The sequence below is a fragment of the Flaviramulus multivorans genome, assembly GCF_021728415.1.
In the GTDB taxonomy this organism is placed as follows: domain Bacteria; phylum Bacteroidota; class Bacteroidia; order Flavobacteriales; family Flavobacteriaceae; genus Sabulilitoribacter; species Sabulilitoribacter multivorans.
This window is the reverse complement of the sequence record NZ_JAKKDV010000005.1, coordinates 24,032-38,012: the sequence shown is the minus strand read 5'-3', so window position 1 is coordinate 38,012 and position 13,981 is coordinate 24,032. Positions and strand designations below refer to the sequence as shown.

At 32.8% G+C, this 13,981-nt stretch carries 15 protein-coding genes; 10 read left to right on the top strand and 5 right to left on the bottom strand.

Translation table 11 applies throughout. The features are described from left to right. Positions 1-7: 7 nt before the first annotated feature. The 4 genes from L3X39_RS11655 (at position 8) to L3X39_RS11640 (ending at position 2,902) form a co-directional block, all read left to right on the top strand. Positions 8-1,354: a histidine kinase gene (locus L3X39_RS11655; protein WP_237231963.1), complete on the top strand. Its 1,347-nt coding sequence runs from the start codon at positions 8-10 to the stop codon at positions 1,352-1,354. Positions 1,355-1,366: 12 nt separating this feature from the next. Next, entirely contained in the window at positions 1,367-1,714 is a 348-nt protein-coding gene (locus L3X39_RS11650) for a 2TM domain-containing protein (protein WP_237231962.1), read from the top strand. Between the two features lies 1 nt (position 1,715). Continuing rightward, positions 1,716-2,030 carry a 2TM domain-containing protein gene (locus tag L3X39_RS11645; RefSeq protein ID WP_237231961.1) on the top strand — a complete coding sequence of 105 codons (315 nt, stop codon included), beginning with the start codon at positions 1,716-1,718 and terminating at the stop codon, positions 2,028-2,030. A 116-nt stretch (positions 2,031-2,146) separates the two neighbouring features. Then, positions 2,147-2,902, top strand: a complete 756-nt coding sequence (locus L3X39_RS11640; protein WP_237231960.1) for a LytR/AlgR family response regulator transcription factor — start codon at positions 2,147-2,149, stop codon at positions 2,900-2,902. 58 nt (positions 2,903-2,960) lie between these two features. On the opposite strand, the gene L3X39_RS11635 is transcribed toward L3X39_RS11640, so the two are convergent. From L3X39_RS11635 to L3X39_RS11625, 3 genes are all read right to left on the bottom strand, one after another. Then, on the bottom strand, positions 2,961-3,593 hold the full coding sequence (locus L3X39_RS11635; protein ID WP_237231959.1) for a Pr6Pr family membrane protein: 633 nt from the start codon (positions 3,591-3,593) through the stop codon (positions 2,961-2,963). A 93-nt stretch (positions 3,594-3,686) separates the two neighbouring features. Further along, positions 3,687-4,679, bottom strand: a complete 993-nt coding sequence (gene lpxD / locus L3X39_RS11630; protein ID WP_237231958.1) for a UDP-3-O-(3-hydroxymyristoyl)glucosamine N-acyltransferase — start codon at positions 4,677-4,679, stop codon at positions 3,687-3,689. Positions 4,680-4,739: 60 nt separating this feature from the next. Beyond that, the gene (locus tag L3X39_RS11625) at positions 4,740-5,912 is read right to left on the bottom strand and encodes an LETM1-related biofilm-associated protein (RefSeq protein WP_237231957.1); all 1,173 of its coding nucleotides are present in this window, start codon (positions 5,910-5,912) and stop codon (positions 4,740-4,742) included. 156 nt (positions 5,913-6,068) lie between these two features. Here L3X39_RS11625 and L3X39_RS14740 point away from each other — a divergent pair, with 156 nt between their 5' ends. The 4 genes from L3X39_RS14740 (at position 6,069) to L3X39_RS11605 (ending at position 10,933) form a co-directional block, all read left to right on the top strand. Further along, positions 6,069-6,719, top strand: coding sequence for a DUF4331 family protein (locus L3X39_RS14740; protein WP_262910985.1), 651 nt, complete (start codon positions 6,069-6,071; stop codon positions 6,717-6,719). Positions 6,720-6,744: 25 nt separating this feature from the next. After that, positions 6,745-7,302, top strand: coding sequence for a DUF4331 family protein (locus L3X39_RS14735; protein ID WP_262910984.1), 558 nt, complete (start codon positions 6,745-6,747; stop codon positions 7,300-7,302). 87 nt (positions 7,303-7,389) lie between these two features. Beyond that, positions 7,390-8,682, top strand: coding sequence for a tetratricopeptide repeat protein (locus tag L3X39_RS11610; RefSeq protein WP_237231956.1), 1,293 nt, complete (start codon positions 7,390-7,392; stop codon positions 8,680-8,682). 10 nt (positions 8,683-8,692) lie between these two features. Continuing rightward, complete coding sequence (locus tag L3X39_RS11605; protein ID WP_237231955.1) at positions 8,693-10,933, top strand: TonB-dependent receptor; 2,241 nt, start codon at positions 8,693-8,695, stop codon at positions 10,931-10,933. A gap of 124 nt (positions 10,934-11,057) precedes the next feature. Here L3X39_RS11605 and L3X39_RS11600 read toward each other — a convergent pair whose 3' ends face one another. Next, the gene (locus L3X39_RS11600; RefSeq protein ID WP_237231954.1) at positions 11,058-11,861 is read right to left on the bottom strand and encodes a lysophospholipid acyltransferase family protein; all 804 of its coding nucleotides are present in this window, start codon (positions 11,859-11,861) and stop codon (positions 11,058-11,060) included. A gap of 50 nt (positions 11,862-11,911) precedes the next feature. Next, positions 11,912-12,553: an NUDIX hydrolase gene (locus L3X39_RS11595; protein WP_237231953.1), complete on the bottom strand. Its 642-nt coding sequence runs from the start codon at positions 12,551-12,553 to the stop codon at positions 11,912-11,914. Between the two features lie 3 nt (positions 12,554-12,556). On the opposite strand from L3X39_RS11595, the gene L3X39_RS11590 reads away from it, so the two are divergent. Both L3X39_RS11590 and L3X39_RS11585 read left to right on the top strand, forming a co-directional pair. Beyond that, positions 12,557-13,261: a peptidylprolyl isomerase gene (locus L3X39_RS11590; RefSeq protein WP_237231952.1), complete on the top strand. Its 705-nt coding sequence runs from the start codon at positions 12,557-12,559 to the stop codon at positions 13,259-13,261. 159 nt (positions 13,262-13,420) lie between these two features. Then, a complete protein-coding gene (locus L3X39_RS11585; RefSeq protein WP_237231951.1) occupies positions 13,421-13,933 on the top strand; it encodes a hypothetical protein in 513 nt (170 codons plus the stop codon). Positions 13,934-13,981 lie beyond the last annotated feature (48 nt).

Genomic DNA, 13,981 nt, shown 5'->3' with positions numbered 1-13,981 from the left:
AATAATTATGACAAAGTCGGTTAAAGATATCATCATCACGTTTATAATAGGTTGTATTGTATTTGTTGTTGGAACAATGCTGTCTGGTGGTTTTGGAACCTATGAAAATTTCAATGATGCTTTAGTCGATTTTGCATTCTATCAACTCTATTCTTTTGTCTTGGGGTATTCTAATATGTATTTTTTCGCTTATATGGAACGTCGTAATTGGAAAAAAAATGATACCGTAAAGCGCATTGTTATTGGCATCTTAGGCGCCACTATTGTTACATTAATTGGTCTGTTTATTCTTAGGGCTTTCACAACTTTTATATACACCGATAAAACTTTTTACGAGTTTCTAGCTAACGAAAAGTTTAAATATTACAAATTCGGGTTGTGGATAACCTTAACCATTGTTAGTGTATTTCATATTATTTATTTTTATAATAAATACCAACAAAACAGAGTAAAAGAACAAAAGGTAATTGCTGGTACAGCAAGTGCTAAATTTGATGCCTTAAAAAACCAATTAGACCCCCATTTTCTATTCAATAGCTTAAATGTATTAACGAGTTTAATTGAAGAAAACCCACAAAGCGCTCAAAAATTCACCACATCGTTATCAAAAGTATATCGCTATGTTCTAGAACAAAAAAATAAAGAGTTGGTTACGGTTGATGAAGAGTTAGAGTTTGCAAAAACCTACATGTCTTTGCTAAAAATGCGCTTTGAAGATAGTATTGTTTTTACCATGCCAGAAAAAGCAATAAACCCAGAAAGTAAAGTGGTACCGCTATCCTTACAGTTACTTCTGGAAAATGCTGTTAAGCATAATATGGTAACAACAAATAATCCACTTCATATTAAAATTTATGAAGACCAAGACAATTTGGTGGTAGAAAACAATTTACAACCCAAACAAATAGTAAAAAAGAGTAGTGGTGTTGGGTTAGATAATATAAAACAGCGCTACCAATTATTAACCAACAAAAAAGTAAACATAAATAAAGAAGCAACCCGTTTTGCAGTCGCAATACCAATGCTTACAAAACAAATATCAGTTATGAAACCGATAGAATCAAAATCAAAATTTGACGATAGTTACGTGCGCGCACGCAACTATGTAGAAGAACTTAAAGGCTTTTATTATAGCCTAGCATCATATTTTTTAGTAATCCCTTTTCTAATCTTTATAAACTATAAAACCTCATGGCATTTTCAGTGGTTCTGGTTCCCAATGTTTGGTTGGGGTATTGGGTTGGCAATTCAAGCTTTCCGAGTATTTGTAAACCAAGGAGCTTTTGGTAGAAATTGGGAAAAACGTAAAATAGAGGAATTTATGCGCGAAGAGGAAAAAAACCGTTGGAGATAAAATTAAAGTATCATGGAAAATTACAACATTGAACCTTATAATAACGACACTCCTGAAGAAGACTATTTCAGAGAAAAAGCGTACCTGCGAGCCAAAGAAAAAGTAAAAAAATTAATAGGTTTTTATTGGCATCTAGCTAGTTACGTAGTAGTAAACCTATTTATAATTATTCTTATAGTTTCAAATGGCGGTAAGTTATTCAGTTTTGGCACGTTTGCCACAGCATTATTTTGGGGTATTGGTTTATTCTTTCATTTTTTAGGTGTTTTTGGTCCAGACTTTATGTTTGGTAAAAACTGGGAACAACGTAAAATAAAAGAGTATATGGATAAAGAACAAAACACCCGTAAATTTGAGTAAGATGAGTAAAGAAAAAGACACTCAAGAGCAATTTTTAAAAGCTAAGAAAAAGGTCTATAACATCAAGGTTTTCTATATTCATTTAGTCGGGTATTCAATAGTAGTCGCACTATTGTTATATAATTTGTATATAATGGCAGGTCCACACAAAGAGTTTTTCTTTTGGTTCGATATTATCATACTTGCAGCATGGTCTGTTTTTATTTTTGTCCACGGTTGGCATGTATTTAAAGGCAGAATTGTATTCAAAAAATCATGGGAAGAACGTAAAATGAAAGAGTTTATAAATAAAGAAGACACCAAACGCTGGGAATAAATTATTTGGGCGTTACCCTCGTTCCTGAAACAAGTTCAGGATAAACGGGTCGCGCTTTACGCGCTACATGGTAGCTAGCTCCAATCGCTAACGCAAAAAACATCAACCAATCAACAATGAAAGTAATTATTATAGAAGACGAAAAACCATCAGCACGCCGCTTACAGCGTATGCTAAGTCATTTAAATATTGAAACTGAAACTATGCTTCATTCAGTTGAAGAATCCATCCAATGGTTTCAAAATAATGAACATCCCGATTTAATATTTTTAGATATTCAACTAAGTGATGGGTTGTCTTTCGAAATTTTTGAAACCATAAATATTAAAAGCGCCGTTATTTTTACCACCGCTTTTGATGAGTATGCACTACAAGCTTTTAAGCTAAATAGTATCGACTATCTATTAAAACCAATTGACGAAGACGATTTGGCCAAAGCCGTAAAAAAATATCAAGAGCGTACACCAAAAAAGCAAGCTGTTACTTTAGACTTTAATGATATTAAAAAACTCCTAGTAAATCCTATCGATCGTGAGTACAAAAAACGCTTTTCGGTAAAAGTAGGACAACATTTAAAACTTATAAATATTGACGACATTGAATGTTTTTACAGCGAAAACAAGGGCACCTATTTATACACTAACGAAGGCAGAAACTATTTACTAGACACGACTTTAGAGCAACTTGAAGATGAGCTAGAACCTCACACCTTTTTCCGCATAAACCGCAAATTTTTTGTCAATATTAATGCCATAAAAGATATGGTAAGCTATACCAACTCGCGTTTACAAATAAAACTAAAAACCTATAATGACGACGAGGTTATTGTAGCCCGAGAGCGTGTAAAAGATTTTAAAGCTTGGTTGGAGTAGTTTTTAGAATTTTGTTTCCTGAGTCTATAAATTATAGTTTAAAGAAATATACCTAAAGCTAATTACGATTAGCAGATGCTGTTTTAATAAAATATTTTCCAAAAATAGTTAGCAAACTTAATATAGCAATTATAAGAGCGAAAATAACTATTACGTTAAACAAAACTTTAGTAAATCCTAAGTCTTCAATATTTAAAAACGGATAGGGGTAATATCCAGAAAAATAACCCCTAATAATTATTAATGTAACATATGTAAATGGATAAATTAACCAAGCAATCAATGGCTTTATCAATAGGTCGTTGGCCTTAAAATAAAAGAACCAATACCCAAGCATAAATAATGGAATAACAGAATGTAAAAGTTCATCGGCAACAAATTGTAAACCAGTTGGCGTCCATATCTTTCTTAGTACAAATTGATAAACTAATCCTACAATTAGAATGAAAGCCGTAATAGCTGTAATGGTTCCTTTTGCAGAAAATATTTTAAAAATAGACCCTGATAACTTTAATGCAGTCGCAGTAAAAAATAATACTACTAAAATATTGGTGAGAATGGTAAAAAAGCTAAAAAAACGAAAAACTGTTTCTAAAATATCTGTCTGCCTATTTTCAATCATTAAAATAAATTGAGTGATAATGGCAAACCAACCCATGATTAGCCCCAATACTTCAATTTTTACTTTCATATTATTCTTTATTAATTTAAGCGAATTCTACAAGATTAAATTATAAAACAAGTTTAAAACCTACAAACTAAATATGTTTTTTTAGATAAAGCATTACTTTTTAGCCAACCTGCGCATTGCTACCCATTGTTTTAACATATCTCTGGCATCTTGTGCTGGATACCCCAAAACGGTTTCGCCTGCTTTAACATCATTCATAACACCCGAGCCTGCTCCTACGGTAGCACCAGAATGTATGGTAGTATGATCCTTTATAGAAGCGCTTCCTCCAATAATAACACCATCGCCTAAAGTCACAGAACCTGCAAGTCCGCTATGTCCTGCCATAATGCAAAAACGACCCATAACACTATTATGCGCTATTTGTACCAGGTTATCTATTTTACAACCATCACCCACAATAGTAGAGCTAAATTTGGCTCTATCAACACAAGAGTTAGCACCAATTTCAACATAATGCCCAATAATAACATTACCTATTTGCGGTATTTTTACAAGTCCTCTACCATCATCACTAGGTCGGTATCCAAATCCATCGGCTCCAATACTTACATTAGTATGAAAAATACAGTGACTCCCAATAATACAATGTTCGCGTATTACCGTTCCAGACCATATAGTAGTATGATTTCCAATGGTGGTTTCATCAAACACGCAAACATTAGGATACAGAATAACGCCATCTCCTAATTCTACGTTTTTACCAACATAACAATTGGCACCAATTTTACAACCTTTACCAATAGTAGCCGTTTTATGAATAACCGCTGTTGGATGAATATCCGTTTCAAATTCTGGTGTCGAGGGTTGAAAAAGCTCTAAAATTTTAGCCATGGCTAAATCGGCATTCTTCACTTTGATTAAAGCACGATTTTCTCCAGGCTCAACCGTTAAATTATCATTTACAATGGCTGCACAAGCTTTGGAGTCTGCCCAATACTTAACATATTTTACGCTTCCAATAAAAGTAATATGATTGCTTTTGGCGTTTTGTAATTGTTCCGGACCTTCAATTTGTTGGGTTGTGTTCCCAATTAATTCGCCTTTTAAAATATTGTTTATTTCACCAATTGTGTAAGATGCCATTTTCAGTTTATTTAGTTAGTGTTCGTAAAGCTAACTGAAATAAAATAAAAAACAGTTTTTTTAATCCTCAATCCTATTTTCATCAAAGGCAGAAGGCAATAATTTAGGTATAAATTTAACTACTAATGGTAACAATAATGCGCCACCGGGTAACATAAAAATAGCTAAGCTTGGTATAGATTTAAAAATATCTAATAGTTGTTCTTGTACTTTTTTTTGTTCTTCTTTATTTAAATCTCTAACAGTGGACTGGGTTAACAATACCATAAGCTCCTTGCTATCAAGAAGTTCTCTATAGAGGCGTTTTTTATTTCTAGAAATAAGTTTTGTAACCATTTTACTCGAGTTATTATAAAAACTCTGTACAATGTTTTTGGAGCTTAATAAAGCAATGTTATCCTTATTATCGGTATAAAATTGGTTAACGGCTTTTATAGATTGCTGTATCCTGTTGGTGCTTAATTTTAAATCGTTTCCTAGTTTCTTTAAAAATTTTTGTTCTTCCACATCAATAAACCTATCGCTCCAAGTAGCCATACAAGCTAGGTCTAAAACATAATACTGTTCTAGCTTATTTTCAATAAAACCAATGGCTGTTTTATAATCTACATCTATGTTTTCAAAATAACGCAAGGACGATTCAAATAACTTAATTAAACTTTCGTCATATTGATTTTTTTCAGTTTTAGAATTTAATACATCTAAAGAAATGGATGCTATTGAGGCTTCCATGTTTTTTAAATAATCGATGGATATAGTATGGTCATCTAAAAACTTCTTAAAAGCCAGAACATCAACAAACAAAAGGGCATTAATTATAAAATAGTTAAAGTTTTTCGTAATGATATTAGCGTCAATTTGAATACGCTTGTGTATTATTTTCTCAAACTGATCAGTTGATTTTTTACCACTTAAAAGTCCATCTAAAAACGTTGTTTTATGCTCATTAATATCCGTATAAAACTGTGTTACTGAATCAATAAAAGGAATTTCAGAAGCTGAATTTTTATGTATGTATAAAAAAGCTAGGGTTAAATTAAGTTTACTTAGCTCCTCTTCGGTTAAATCATTTTTGCCGATAATATTCGATGCAACCTCAATATTACTACCATATATAAAACCACAATGCCTCAAGGCATCATAAAACTGTTCTTCTTCAAAATTAAAGAAGGTCTTTTTATCTCCTAACTCCTTAAGAAATTTTTTAATCCAACCTGCGGCTGATGGGTTCATTGTTCGTCATTAGTTATGCGGGTATAAAAGTAATGCATTTAAAAATTTAATCGATATTTTTTTCTTTAACAAAATTTTAACAAAACCGCTATTTCCTTTTTTGCGTAGGTATGGTTGAGAGTAAAAATTTAATAAATAACAAAAATCTCAAAAATCATGAAAAATTTAAAGAAAGTTTTAGGAATTGGAGTTGTTGCAGCAGCAGCATTCTTCATTTTAGCAGCAGATCATATTGATGCTCCTGCAGTACAAGGTGGTAATAGTGATATTACTGATTTTTATGCCTTTCAAGGGCAAAATTCAAGCAACTTAGTATTTGTTGCAAATATTCAAGGACTATTAAGTCCCGCCGCAACAGGTTCAGCTACGTTTGATGAAAACGTATTAATTGAATTTAATATTGATAACACTGGTGACAACGTTGAAGATTTAGTCATTCAAGCTATTCCAAGAGATGGTAGAATGTATTTCTTCGGACCTATAGCGCCTTCACAAACAGGTCTTAATAGTGTCGTAGAAACATCGGCTTTAGTAGGTGGTATCGTTGATATCACAGCTTACGGATCAAGTGCAAATGTATCTAGTAATGGTGGTATGAGCTTTTTTGCTGGACCACGTGATGACCCATTCTTTATGGACTTTGCTCAGTATTCAGAAATTATTGCTGGAAATGCAACAAGTTTTAATATGCCTGGAGCAGACACCTTTGCTGGAAGTAACGTAATGTCTATTGTAGTAGAAGTACCTAAATCTATGATTGGTGGTTCAGGAACCATTAATACGTGGGTAGAATCAAAAAGAAAATAATAATTAACCTTTAAAGATAATAAAGATGAAAACTATAAAAATATTAAGCGTAGCATGCGCACTTTCATTATTCACGTTCAACTGTTCGAATAATGATGACAATCAACCAACATTCCCTGAAGCACCAGATTTTTCTGGAACATATACTCAGGAAGATCAAATGGGTAGACCAGCTGTAAATACAGTATTTGTGTCTTCTGGAAGTAAAGATATGTTTAACACAACTGTACCTTCAGGACAAAACGCAGCATTTCAAAGTATGTTTGAAGCTAATTTAACAGCCTTAAGTCCAGCTTATGCAAATCCTGGAGATACTAATGCTCTTGGTTTAGATGCAGCAACTTTTACAGGACTTTTAGCTACTGATGTTTTAAATGTATCCTTAGACGGAACAACAACATTTTATGATGGCACTAATGTTTTAACAGGTAGAGCCTTAGCCGATGACGTTATTACGGTTGAACTATTATTGATTTTTGGAGGTGAAGATTTCTCTGAAAACCCTGGATTATCTAATGATAATGTAGATGGCAATGATAAACCCTTTTTGACCTCATTTCCTTACCTAGCATCGCCTTGGTAGAATTTACAACCTCTAAAACAGGAGTTTAACTTCTGTTTTAGAGTATTAAAATATAGTACCTACACAAAAAAATAAAACACAAACACAATGAAACCTATAAAACAATTAACATATATGTTACTCTTACTGCTTATAGTAAGTTGTAACAATTCAAATAAAAATATAACAAGCGCTGACGATTACAATACTTATTTAGTGGCTAGCGAGAACGAGATGTTGCATTTAGTTACGGAAGACCTACAATTTTGGGAAAAAAAGCTAGAAAAAGAACCAAATCAATTTCCGTATTATGCTAAAATTGCAGCATCTCAATCTCAAATATTCGGTAAAACTGGAAATATTAAAGCACTAATTGAAGCTGAGAAAAACTTAATTAAAGCTAATGAAAGAACGTCTTATAATAAGCCAGCTTATTTAAGAGGTTTAGCCAGAAATTATATCTCACAACACCGATTTAAAGAAGCCTTAGAACTTCTTGAAAAAGCTGAAGTTAATGGTGAAAACTTAAAAAGCACAGAAAAAATGTTATTTGATGTGCATTTAGAGCTTGGGAACTTTGATTTAGCTAAAGCCTATCTTGAAAAAGTTAGAAAAGAATCAGATTTCGATTACTTAATTCGCTTATCAAAATGGTCTGATCATAGAGGAAACTTGGATGCTGCTATTAAATATATGCAGCAAGCCAGAGATATTGCTGAAGCATCAAATATACCTTCAACAAAACAATGGGTTTATACCAATCTTGCTGATTATTATGGACATGCTGGAAATATAGAAGCCTCCTACAATCACTATTTAAAAGCTTTAGAACTTGACCCCAATGATGCATACGCTAAAAAAGGGATTGCTTGGATAGTATATTCCTATGAAAAAAATCCTGATGAAGCACTTCGTATTTTAAACACTATTACTAAAACGTATAATGCCCCAGACTACCATCTTTTAAAAGCTGAAATAGCAGAATTTAAAGGTGATGAAACCTTAAAAGAAACGGAATTAAATCTGTATAACGGTGCGGTTAACAACCCATTGTATGGTGCTATGTATAACAAATACAACCTACTTTTATTTGTTGATAATCCGAAAGAATCTGCAAAAGCTTTAAGAATTGCAAATACGGAAATTGAAAACAGACCTACTCCACAATCCTATGATTTATTGGCATGGACTTACTACAATCATGGCGATACAAAAGAAGCTTTAGAAGTTGTAGAAAAACACGTGGTTGGAAAAACTTTTGAACCTGAAGTATTGTTTCATTTAGCTCACATATACAAGGCTAACGGGAAACTTAAAGAGGTTAAAAATCTAAAAAAGGAATTGCAAGAAAGTATTTTTGAACTTGGTCCATTAATGGCGAAAAAAGTCAATGATATCTAAAAAAATCATGATGAAAAATTCAAAATTTGCACTATTTCTTTTGGTAATAGCTTTTTTCAATAACAGTTTTTCCTTTTCGCAACAGATTAAAGGTATTGTTAAAAATGAATTAGAGCAACCTCTTGATGCTGCTTATATTTATAATTTAAACTCTAAAAGTCATGCGCATTCCTCTGAAAATGGCGTGTTTATTATAGATAACACTAAAATAGGTGATTCTATAAGAATAGGATTGTTGGGTTATAAAAACAAAACCATCCTTCTTGATGAGCAACATATCAATTCAAAATTGATTGTTATCCTAGAAGAAAAATTATTCCAGTTAGATGAAATGGTAATAAGAGAAGAGCTAAATGCTTTAAGCACTATAACAAGACTCGATTTACAAACAAGTCCTGTTAACTCATCGCAAGAAGTTTTACGAAAAGTTCCTGGATTAATTATCGGACAGCATGCAGGAGGCGGAAAAGCAGAACAGCTTTTTTTAAGAGGGTTCGATATTGATCATGGTACCGATGTTTCTATTTCTGTTGATGGTATGCCAGTAAATATGGTATCCCACGCGCATGGACAAGGTTATAGCGATTTACATTTTTTAATACCAGAAACGGTCAATAAAATTGATTTTGGAAAAGGACCATACTACGCTAAACAAGGTGATTTTAATACAGCAGGGTATGTAGATTTTTCAACTAAGGATTATTTAAAGGAAAGTCAGGTCTTGTTTTCTGTAGGGCAATTTAATTCTTTAAGAACTTTAGGGATGTTTGATTTGCTCGAAAAAACGAAAAACCAGAATGCTTATATGGCAGTTGAGTATTTATCAAATGATGGACCTTTTGAGTCACCTCAAAATTTTAACAGATTAAATCTGTTTGGTAAATATGTTATGTTTTCACCAGAGAACGATAAACTTTCTTTATCCGCATCGCATTTTACAAGTAGATGGGATGCCTCAGGTCAAATACCACAACGCGAAGTAGATAATGGAAATATATCACGCTTTGGAGCAATTGATGATACCGAAGGTGGTACAACACAGCGTACAAATTTTAACGTGGAGTACAGTAAATATGTTTCAAATAATACAACCTTAAAAACCAATGCATTTTATTCACATTATGAGTTTGAGCTGTATTCAAATTTCACGTTTTTTTTAGAAGACCCTATTAATGGCGACCAGATAAAACAAAAAGAAAATAGAGATATTTTTGGGTTAAATAGCAACCTAACATATAACACTTATTTAGGTAATACAGCTGTTACATTAAATTCAGGTTTGGGTTTTAGACATGATATTACGAAGGATACGGAATTATCAAAAACGCTGAATAGAAAAACAACTCTGGAAAATATTCAATTAGGAGATATTAACCAAACTAATGTTAATGCCTACGTTAATGCTGAATTTGAATTTGGAAAACTTACCATATCTCCTAGCTTACGCTTAGATTATTTTAAGTTTTTGTACAACGATAAATTACAAACAAACTACACGCTATTATCGGAAAGTAAAAGTATTGTAAGCCCTAAACTTAATTTCTTTTTTAACGCGAAAGATAACTTGCAACTCTATTTAAAATCTGGTGTTGGGTTTCATTCAAACGATACGAGAGTTGTGTTGAGTAATCAAGGAAAAGATATTTTACCAAAAGCCTACGGTTTAGACTTTGGTAATATTTGGAAACCCAGTTCAAAATTGGTGATTAATTCCGCAGTGTGGTATTTATTTTTAGAACAAGAATTTGTGTATGTAGGAGATGCTGGAATTGTTGAACCAAGTGGAAAAACAGAGCGCTATGGATTAGATTTAGGATTGCGATATCAGTTTAACAATTGGTTGTTTTTTGATAGTGATGCAACATTAACAAAGGCAAGAAGCGTTGACGATTTAGATGGACAAAATTACATTCCTTTGGCTCCAGATTTTACTATTGCTGGTGGTTTATCGGTTAACAATCTGAATAACTTTTCTGGAGGCTTAAGGTATAGATATATTGATGATAGACCTGCAAATGAAGATAATAGTATTGTAGCTGAGGGTTATTTTGTAACAGACATTAACCTTAATTACAGTATAGGTAACGTAACATTAGGGATGGTTGTTGAAAATTTATTTGATGTAGCGTGGAATGAAACGCAATTTGCAACGGAATCTCGTTTACAAAATGAAACACAACCTGTTGAAGAAATTCATTTTACACCAGGCACACCATTTTACATTAAAGGAATGCTGTCATATAAATTTTAAAGGAAGTATTTGATTAGTTAATAATATTTTTTTGAAACCTAAGTGAAGTGTTTGATTTTTAGGTTTTTTGTTAGGTGAAAGCACTTGGTTATAGCAATATAATCAAGTGTTTTCTATTTTATTACTAATTCTTCCATCTTCGAAGTTTGTTCAACTCTTCCAAAGCTTCTATTTCATGTTGTGGAATCACTTTTAGGAAGGAAGGATGTTGCTCTATGGCGTACTCTATTTTTTTAACAATCTCTTCTGTAGTTTCGTTGTCATAATCAATCTCCAATGGTGCTTTAATTTCCATCGATTGAAGGATGTTTTTCTTTTTTATACGAAGTCCTTTTTTATCAAACGAACGACGAAAGCCATCAATAACAATGGGCACTACAATAGGTTTATAGCGTTTAATTATGTGCGCTGTTCCTTTTCTAATAGGTTTAAAAGGCGTTGTGGTTCCTTGCGGAAATGTAATAACCCAACCATCATCTAGTGCTTTTCCTATGTTCGAAATATCACTCATCTTCACTTGTCGGTTTACATCCTTACCTTCTGCCCTCCACGTGCGCTCAATACTTATAGAACCTACATACGCTAATATTTTTGGCAACAAGCCTGCTTTCATAGTTTCTTTAGCCGCTACATAATAAATATTAAGCTTAGGATTCCAAAGATAACCTACATTTTTAATAGAATCTACACGCCCACTTAAACTCGCATTAAACACGTGAAACATCGATACAACATCGGCAAAATAGGTTTGGTGATTTGATATAAAAAGAACATTGGTATCGGGCAAATCTTTTATGATTTCCGAGCCTTCTATTTGCAATTCGTTAAACCCTCTAAAACGTCGGTGTGTCATGACACCTAAAATTCTGATGAGCCACTTTTTTACAAATAATATATGTCCGAATGGATTTCGTTTAAATAATCCCATAAATCACACTTCAAATTGGTTAGTTGCTACAAATGTAATAAATCTTAAAACTAAATAAGTTGTTTTAATAGGTCTTTAATTTCGCTTAACATCATTGCTGTGGCACCCCAAACTACATGTCCGTTTAACTTAAATGCAGGCACCTCGACCTCAACACTATATGAAGTTGACACTCTTTTCGTTATCATAGATGCATCATCTAAAAAATGCTCTAAAGCAATTTCTAAAACCGCTTCAACCTCATCATCTTGCTTAATAAAATTGGGTGTGTTATTAGTAAAACCAATATAAGGTTGCACGTAAAAATTACTTGGTGGAATATAAACTTGTGATAGTTCTCTAACCACGCTAACAGCTTCCATGGGCACACCAACTTCTTCATAAGTTTCTCGCAATGCGGTTATTTTAAGAGACTTATCTTCTTTATCCAATTTACCACCCGGAAATGCTACTTGTGCAGAATGCACGCCATTGTAAGCTTTTCTTAATATTAAAACAAAGTTTGTTTTTTTATTAAAATCGGGATAAAACAATGCTAAAACCCCTGCATATTTAGCTTTTTTAATAGCTAACGATTGCTGCTTTAATAACTCTTGCCGAAACGGAGGCACCATTTTAAAGTGAGATGTTTCGGCTGGTAGTTCTATATTTTTTATTTTTGATAGCGATTGTAGAAAAATATCGAAATCCATTATATGAAATATATATTGCTATTAAGTGTTTTTTTATTGTTTATGAATTGTGAAGATAAACAAACTAAAAAGAAAACAATACAACAAATTGACACAACTAAAACGGTTGAAAAAGAGCTTCCCAAAAAAGTGGTTAAGGCTAAAGAAAGTGACTTTCCTAAACTGAACTCAAAAAATGCGATGGAGTTTTTTTTAGAATACGATAAAAAGCACAAAGAGAACAAAGTACGCATTGTTACCGATTTTGGGAACATAGATATCTTACTTTTTAATGAAACCAAATTTCACCGTTCTAATTTTATTTTTTTAACCAAACAAAAGTATTTTGAAGGCACGCAGTTTTACAGGGTAATTGATAATTTTATTATCCAAGGTGGTAATAGTGATGATAGAAAAACTGCCAGAAAACGAGGAAAAATAGGTAAATACCTGTTGCCACCAGATACAAAACGTGGTTTTAAACACGACAGAGGTGTTATTTCGATGCCTAGTAGTGAAATTGATAACCCTCATAAATTGGCATCACCTTATGAGTTTTTTATTGTTTGCCAAAAAGGTGGTGCGCATTTTTTAGATGGCGACTATACTATTTTTGGACGCGTTATAAATGGTATGGATGTAGTTGATAAAATTGCTGCTGTAGAAACGGAAGATGGCGATTGGCCTTTGCGAAATATTTATATTAGAAAGGTTGAAATTATTAATTAAATAGGATTTACACCAAAACCTAAAAAGATTGTGTTGTTAAACTTAAAACACACTTGGTTTTGTCAGAAAAAAATTATAGCTTCGTTTACTTGTGCTGAACTTGTTTCAGTATTAAAAAAGTCCATATCATTACATTGGCAACAAGTTAAAACCAAGGAAATGAAAATCAGAAATATATTACCATTCTCACTATTGACACTTTTCATCTTCGCAAGTTGTAATGAAAAGAAAAACTCCGAAACTAATAGGGCTGTTGGTGAGCAAATAAATCCTGAATTGGAAAAACAAGCGATTTTGGATAGACTGAATAACGAAACAAAAGATGCCTTCAAAAGAGATTATGAGGCTTGGACTAAAAACTGGGTACACGACCCAAGCATCTCTAAAGTCTATATGAATTTTGTGGACAGCACTTTTTCGGAATCAATCGGATGGAAAGAGATAAGTCAATTCGTGAAAACATTCATAGAGGAACATCCCGAACCCGAACCAGTCCCTAAACTATTGAACAAAATCAATGTACGTCTATACGGAAATGGAGCTTGGGTTACTTATGAGCAGCAGGACTCGATTCGAGGACTAAAACGTGAAACTAGACTTATGGAGAAAATAAATGGAGAATGGAAAATTGCTGGAATGCAAACCACTATTTACGGATTTGAAATGGACTAAAAAAAACCAGTTGCCAACAATGGCTATAAGTAATTGCTTGTTATCGCC

What these genes read in the sequence shown, in the direction of transcription:
- lpxD (WP_237231958.1), bottom strand. Translation starts at nt 4,679, where the DNA reads ATGGCATCTTACACAATTGGTGAAATAAACAATATTTTAAAAGGCGAA.
- L3X39_RS11625 (WP_237231957.1), bottom strand. Translation starts at nt 5,912, where the DNA reads ATGAACCCATCAGCCGCAGGTTGGATTAAAAAATTTCTTAAGGAGTTA.
- L3X39_RS11605 (WP_237231955.1), top strand. Translation starts at nt 8,693, where the DNA reads ATGAAAAATTCAAAATTTGCACTATTTCTTTTGGTAATAGCTTTTTTC.
- L3X39_RS11585 (WP_237231951.1), top strand. Translation starts at nt 13,421, where the DNA reads ATGAAAATCAGAAATATATTACCATTCTCACTATTGACACTTTTCATC.
- L3X39_RS14740 (WP_262910985.1), top strand. Translation starts at nt 6,069, where the DNA reads ATGAAAAATTTAAAGAAAGTTTTAGGAATTGGAGTTGTTGCAGCAGCA.
- L3X39_RS11655 (WP_237231963.1), top strand. Translation starts at nt 8, where the DNA reads ATGACAAAGTCGGTTAAAGATATCATCATCACGTTTATAATAGGTTGT.
- L3X39_RS11610 (WP_237231956.1), top strand. Translation starts at nt 7,390, where the DNA reads ATGAAACCTATAAAACAATTAACATATATGTTACTCTTACTGCTTATA.
- L3X39_RS11600 (WP_237231954.1), bottom strand. Translation starts at nt 11,861, where the DNA reads ATGGGATTATTTAAACGAAATCCATTCGGACATATATTATTTGTAAAA.
- L3X39_RS14735 (WP_262910984.1), top strand. Translation starts at nt 6,745, where the DNA reads ATGAAAACTATAAAAATATTAAGCGTAGCATGCGCACTTTCATTATTC.
- L3X39_RS11640 (WP_237231960.1), top strand. Translation starts at nt 2,147, where the DNA reads ATGAAAGTAATTATTATAGAAGACGAAAAACCATCAGCACGCCGCTTA.
- L3X39_RS11650 (WP_237231962.1), top strand. Translation starts at nt 1,367, where the DNA reads ATGGAAAATTACAACATTGAACCTTATAATAACGACACTCCTGAAGAA.
- L3X39_RS11590 (WP_237231952.1), top strand. Translation starts at nt 12,557, where the DNA reads ATGAAATATATATTGCTATTAAGTGTTTTTTTATTGTTTATGAATTGT.
- L3X39_RS11645 (WP_237231961.1), top strand. Translation starts at nt 1,716, where the DNA reads ATGAGTAAAGAAAAAGACACTCAAGAGCAATTTTTAAAAGCTAAGAAA.
- L3X39_RS11635 (WP_237231959.1), bottom strand. Translation starts at nt 3,593, where the DNA reads ATGAAAGTAAAAATTGAAGTATTGGGGCTAATCATGGGTTGGTTTGCC.
- L3X39_RS11595 (WP_237231953.1), bottom strand. Translation starts at nt 12,553, where the DNA reads ATGGATTTCGATATTTTTCTACAATCGCTATCAAAAATAAAAAATATA.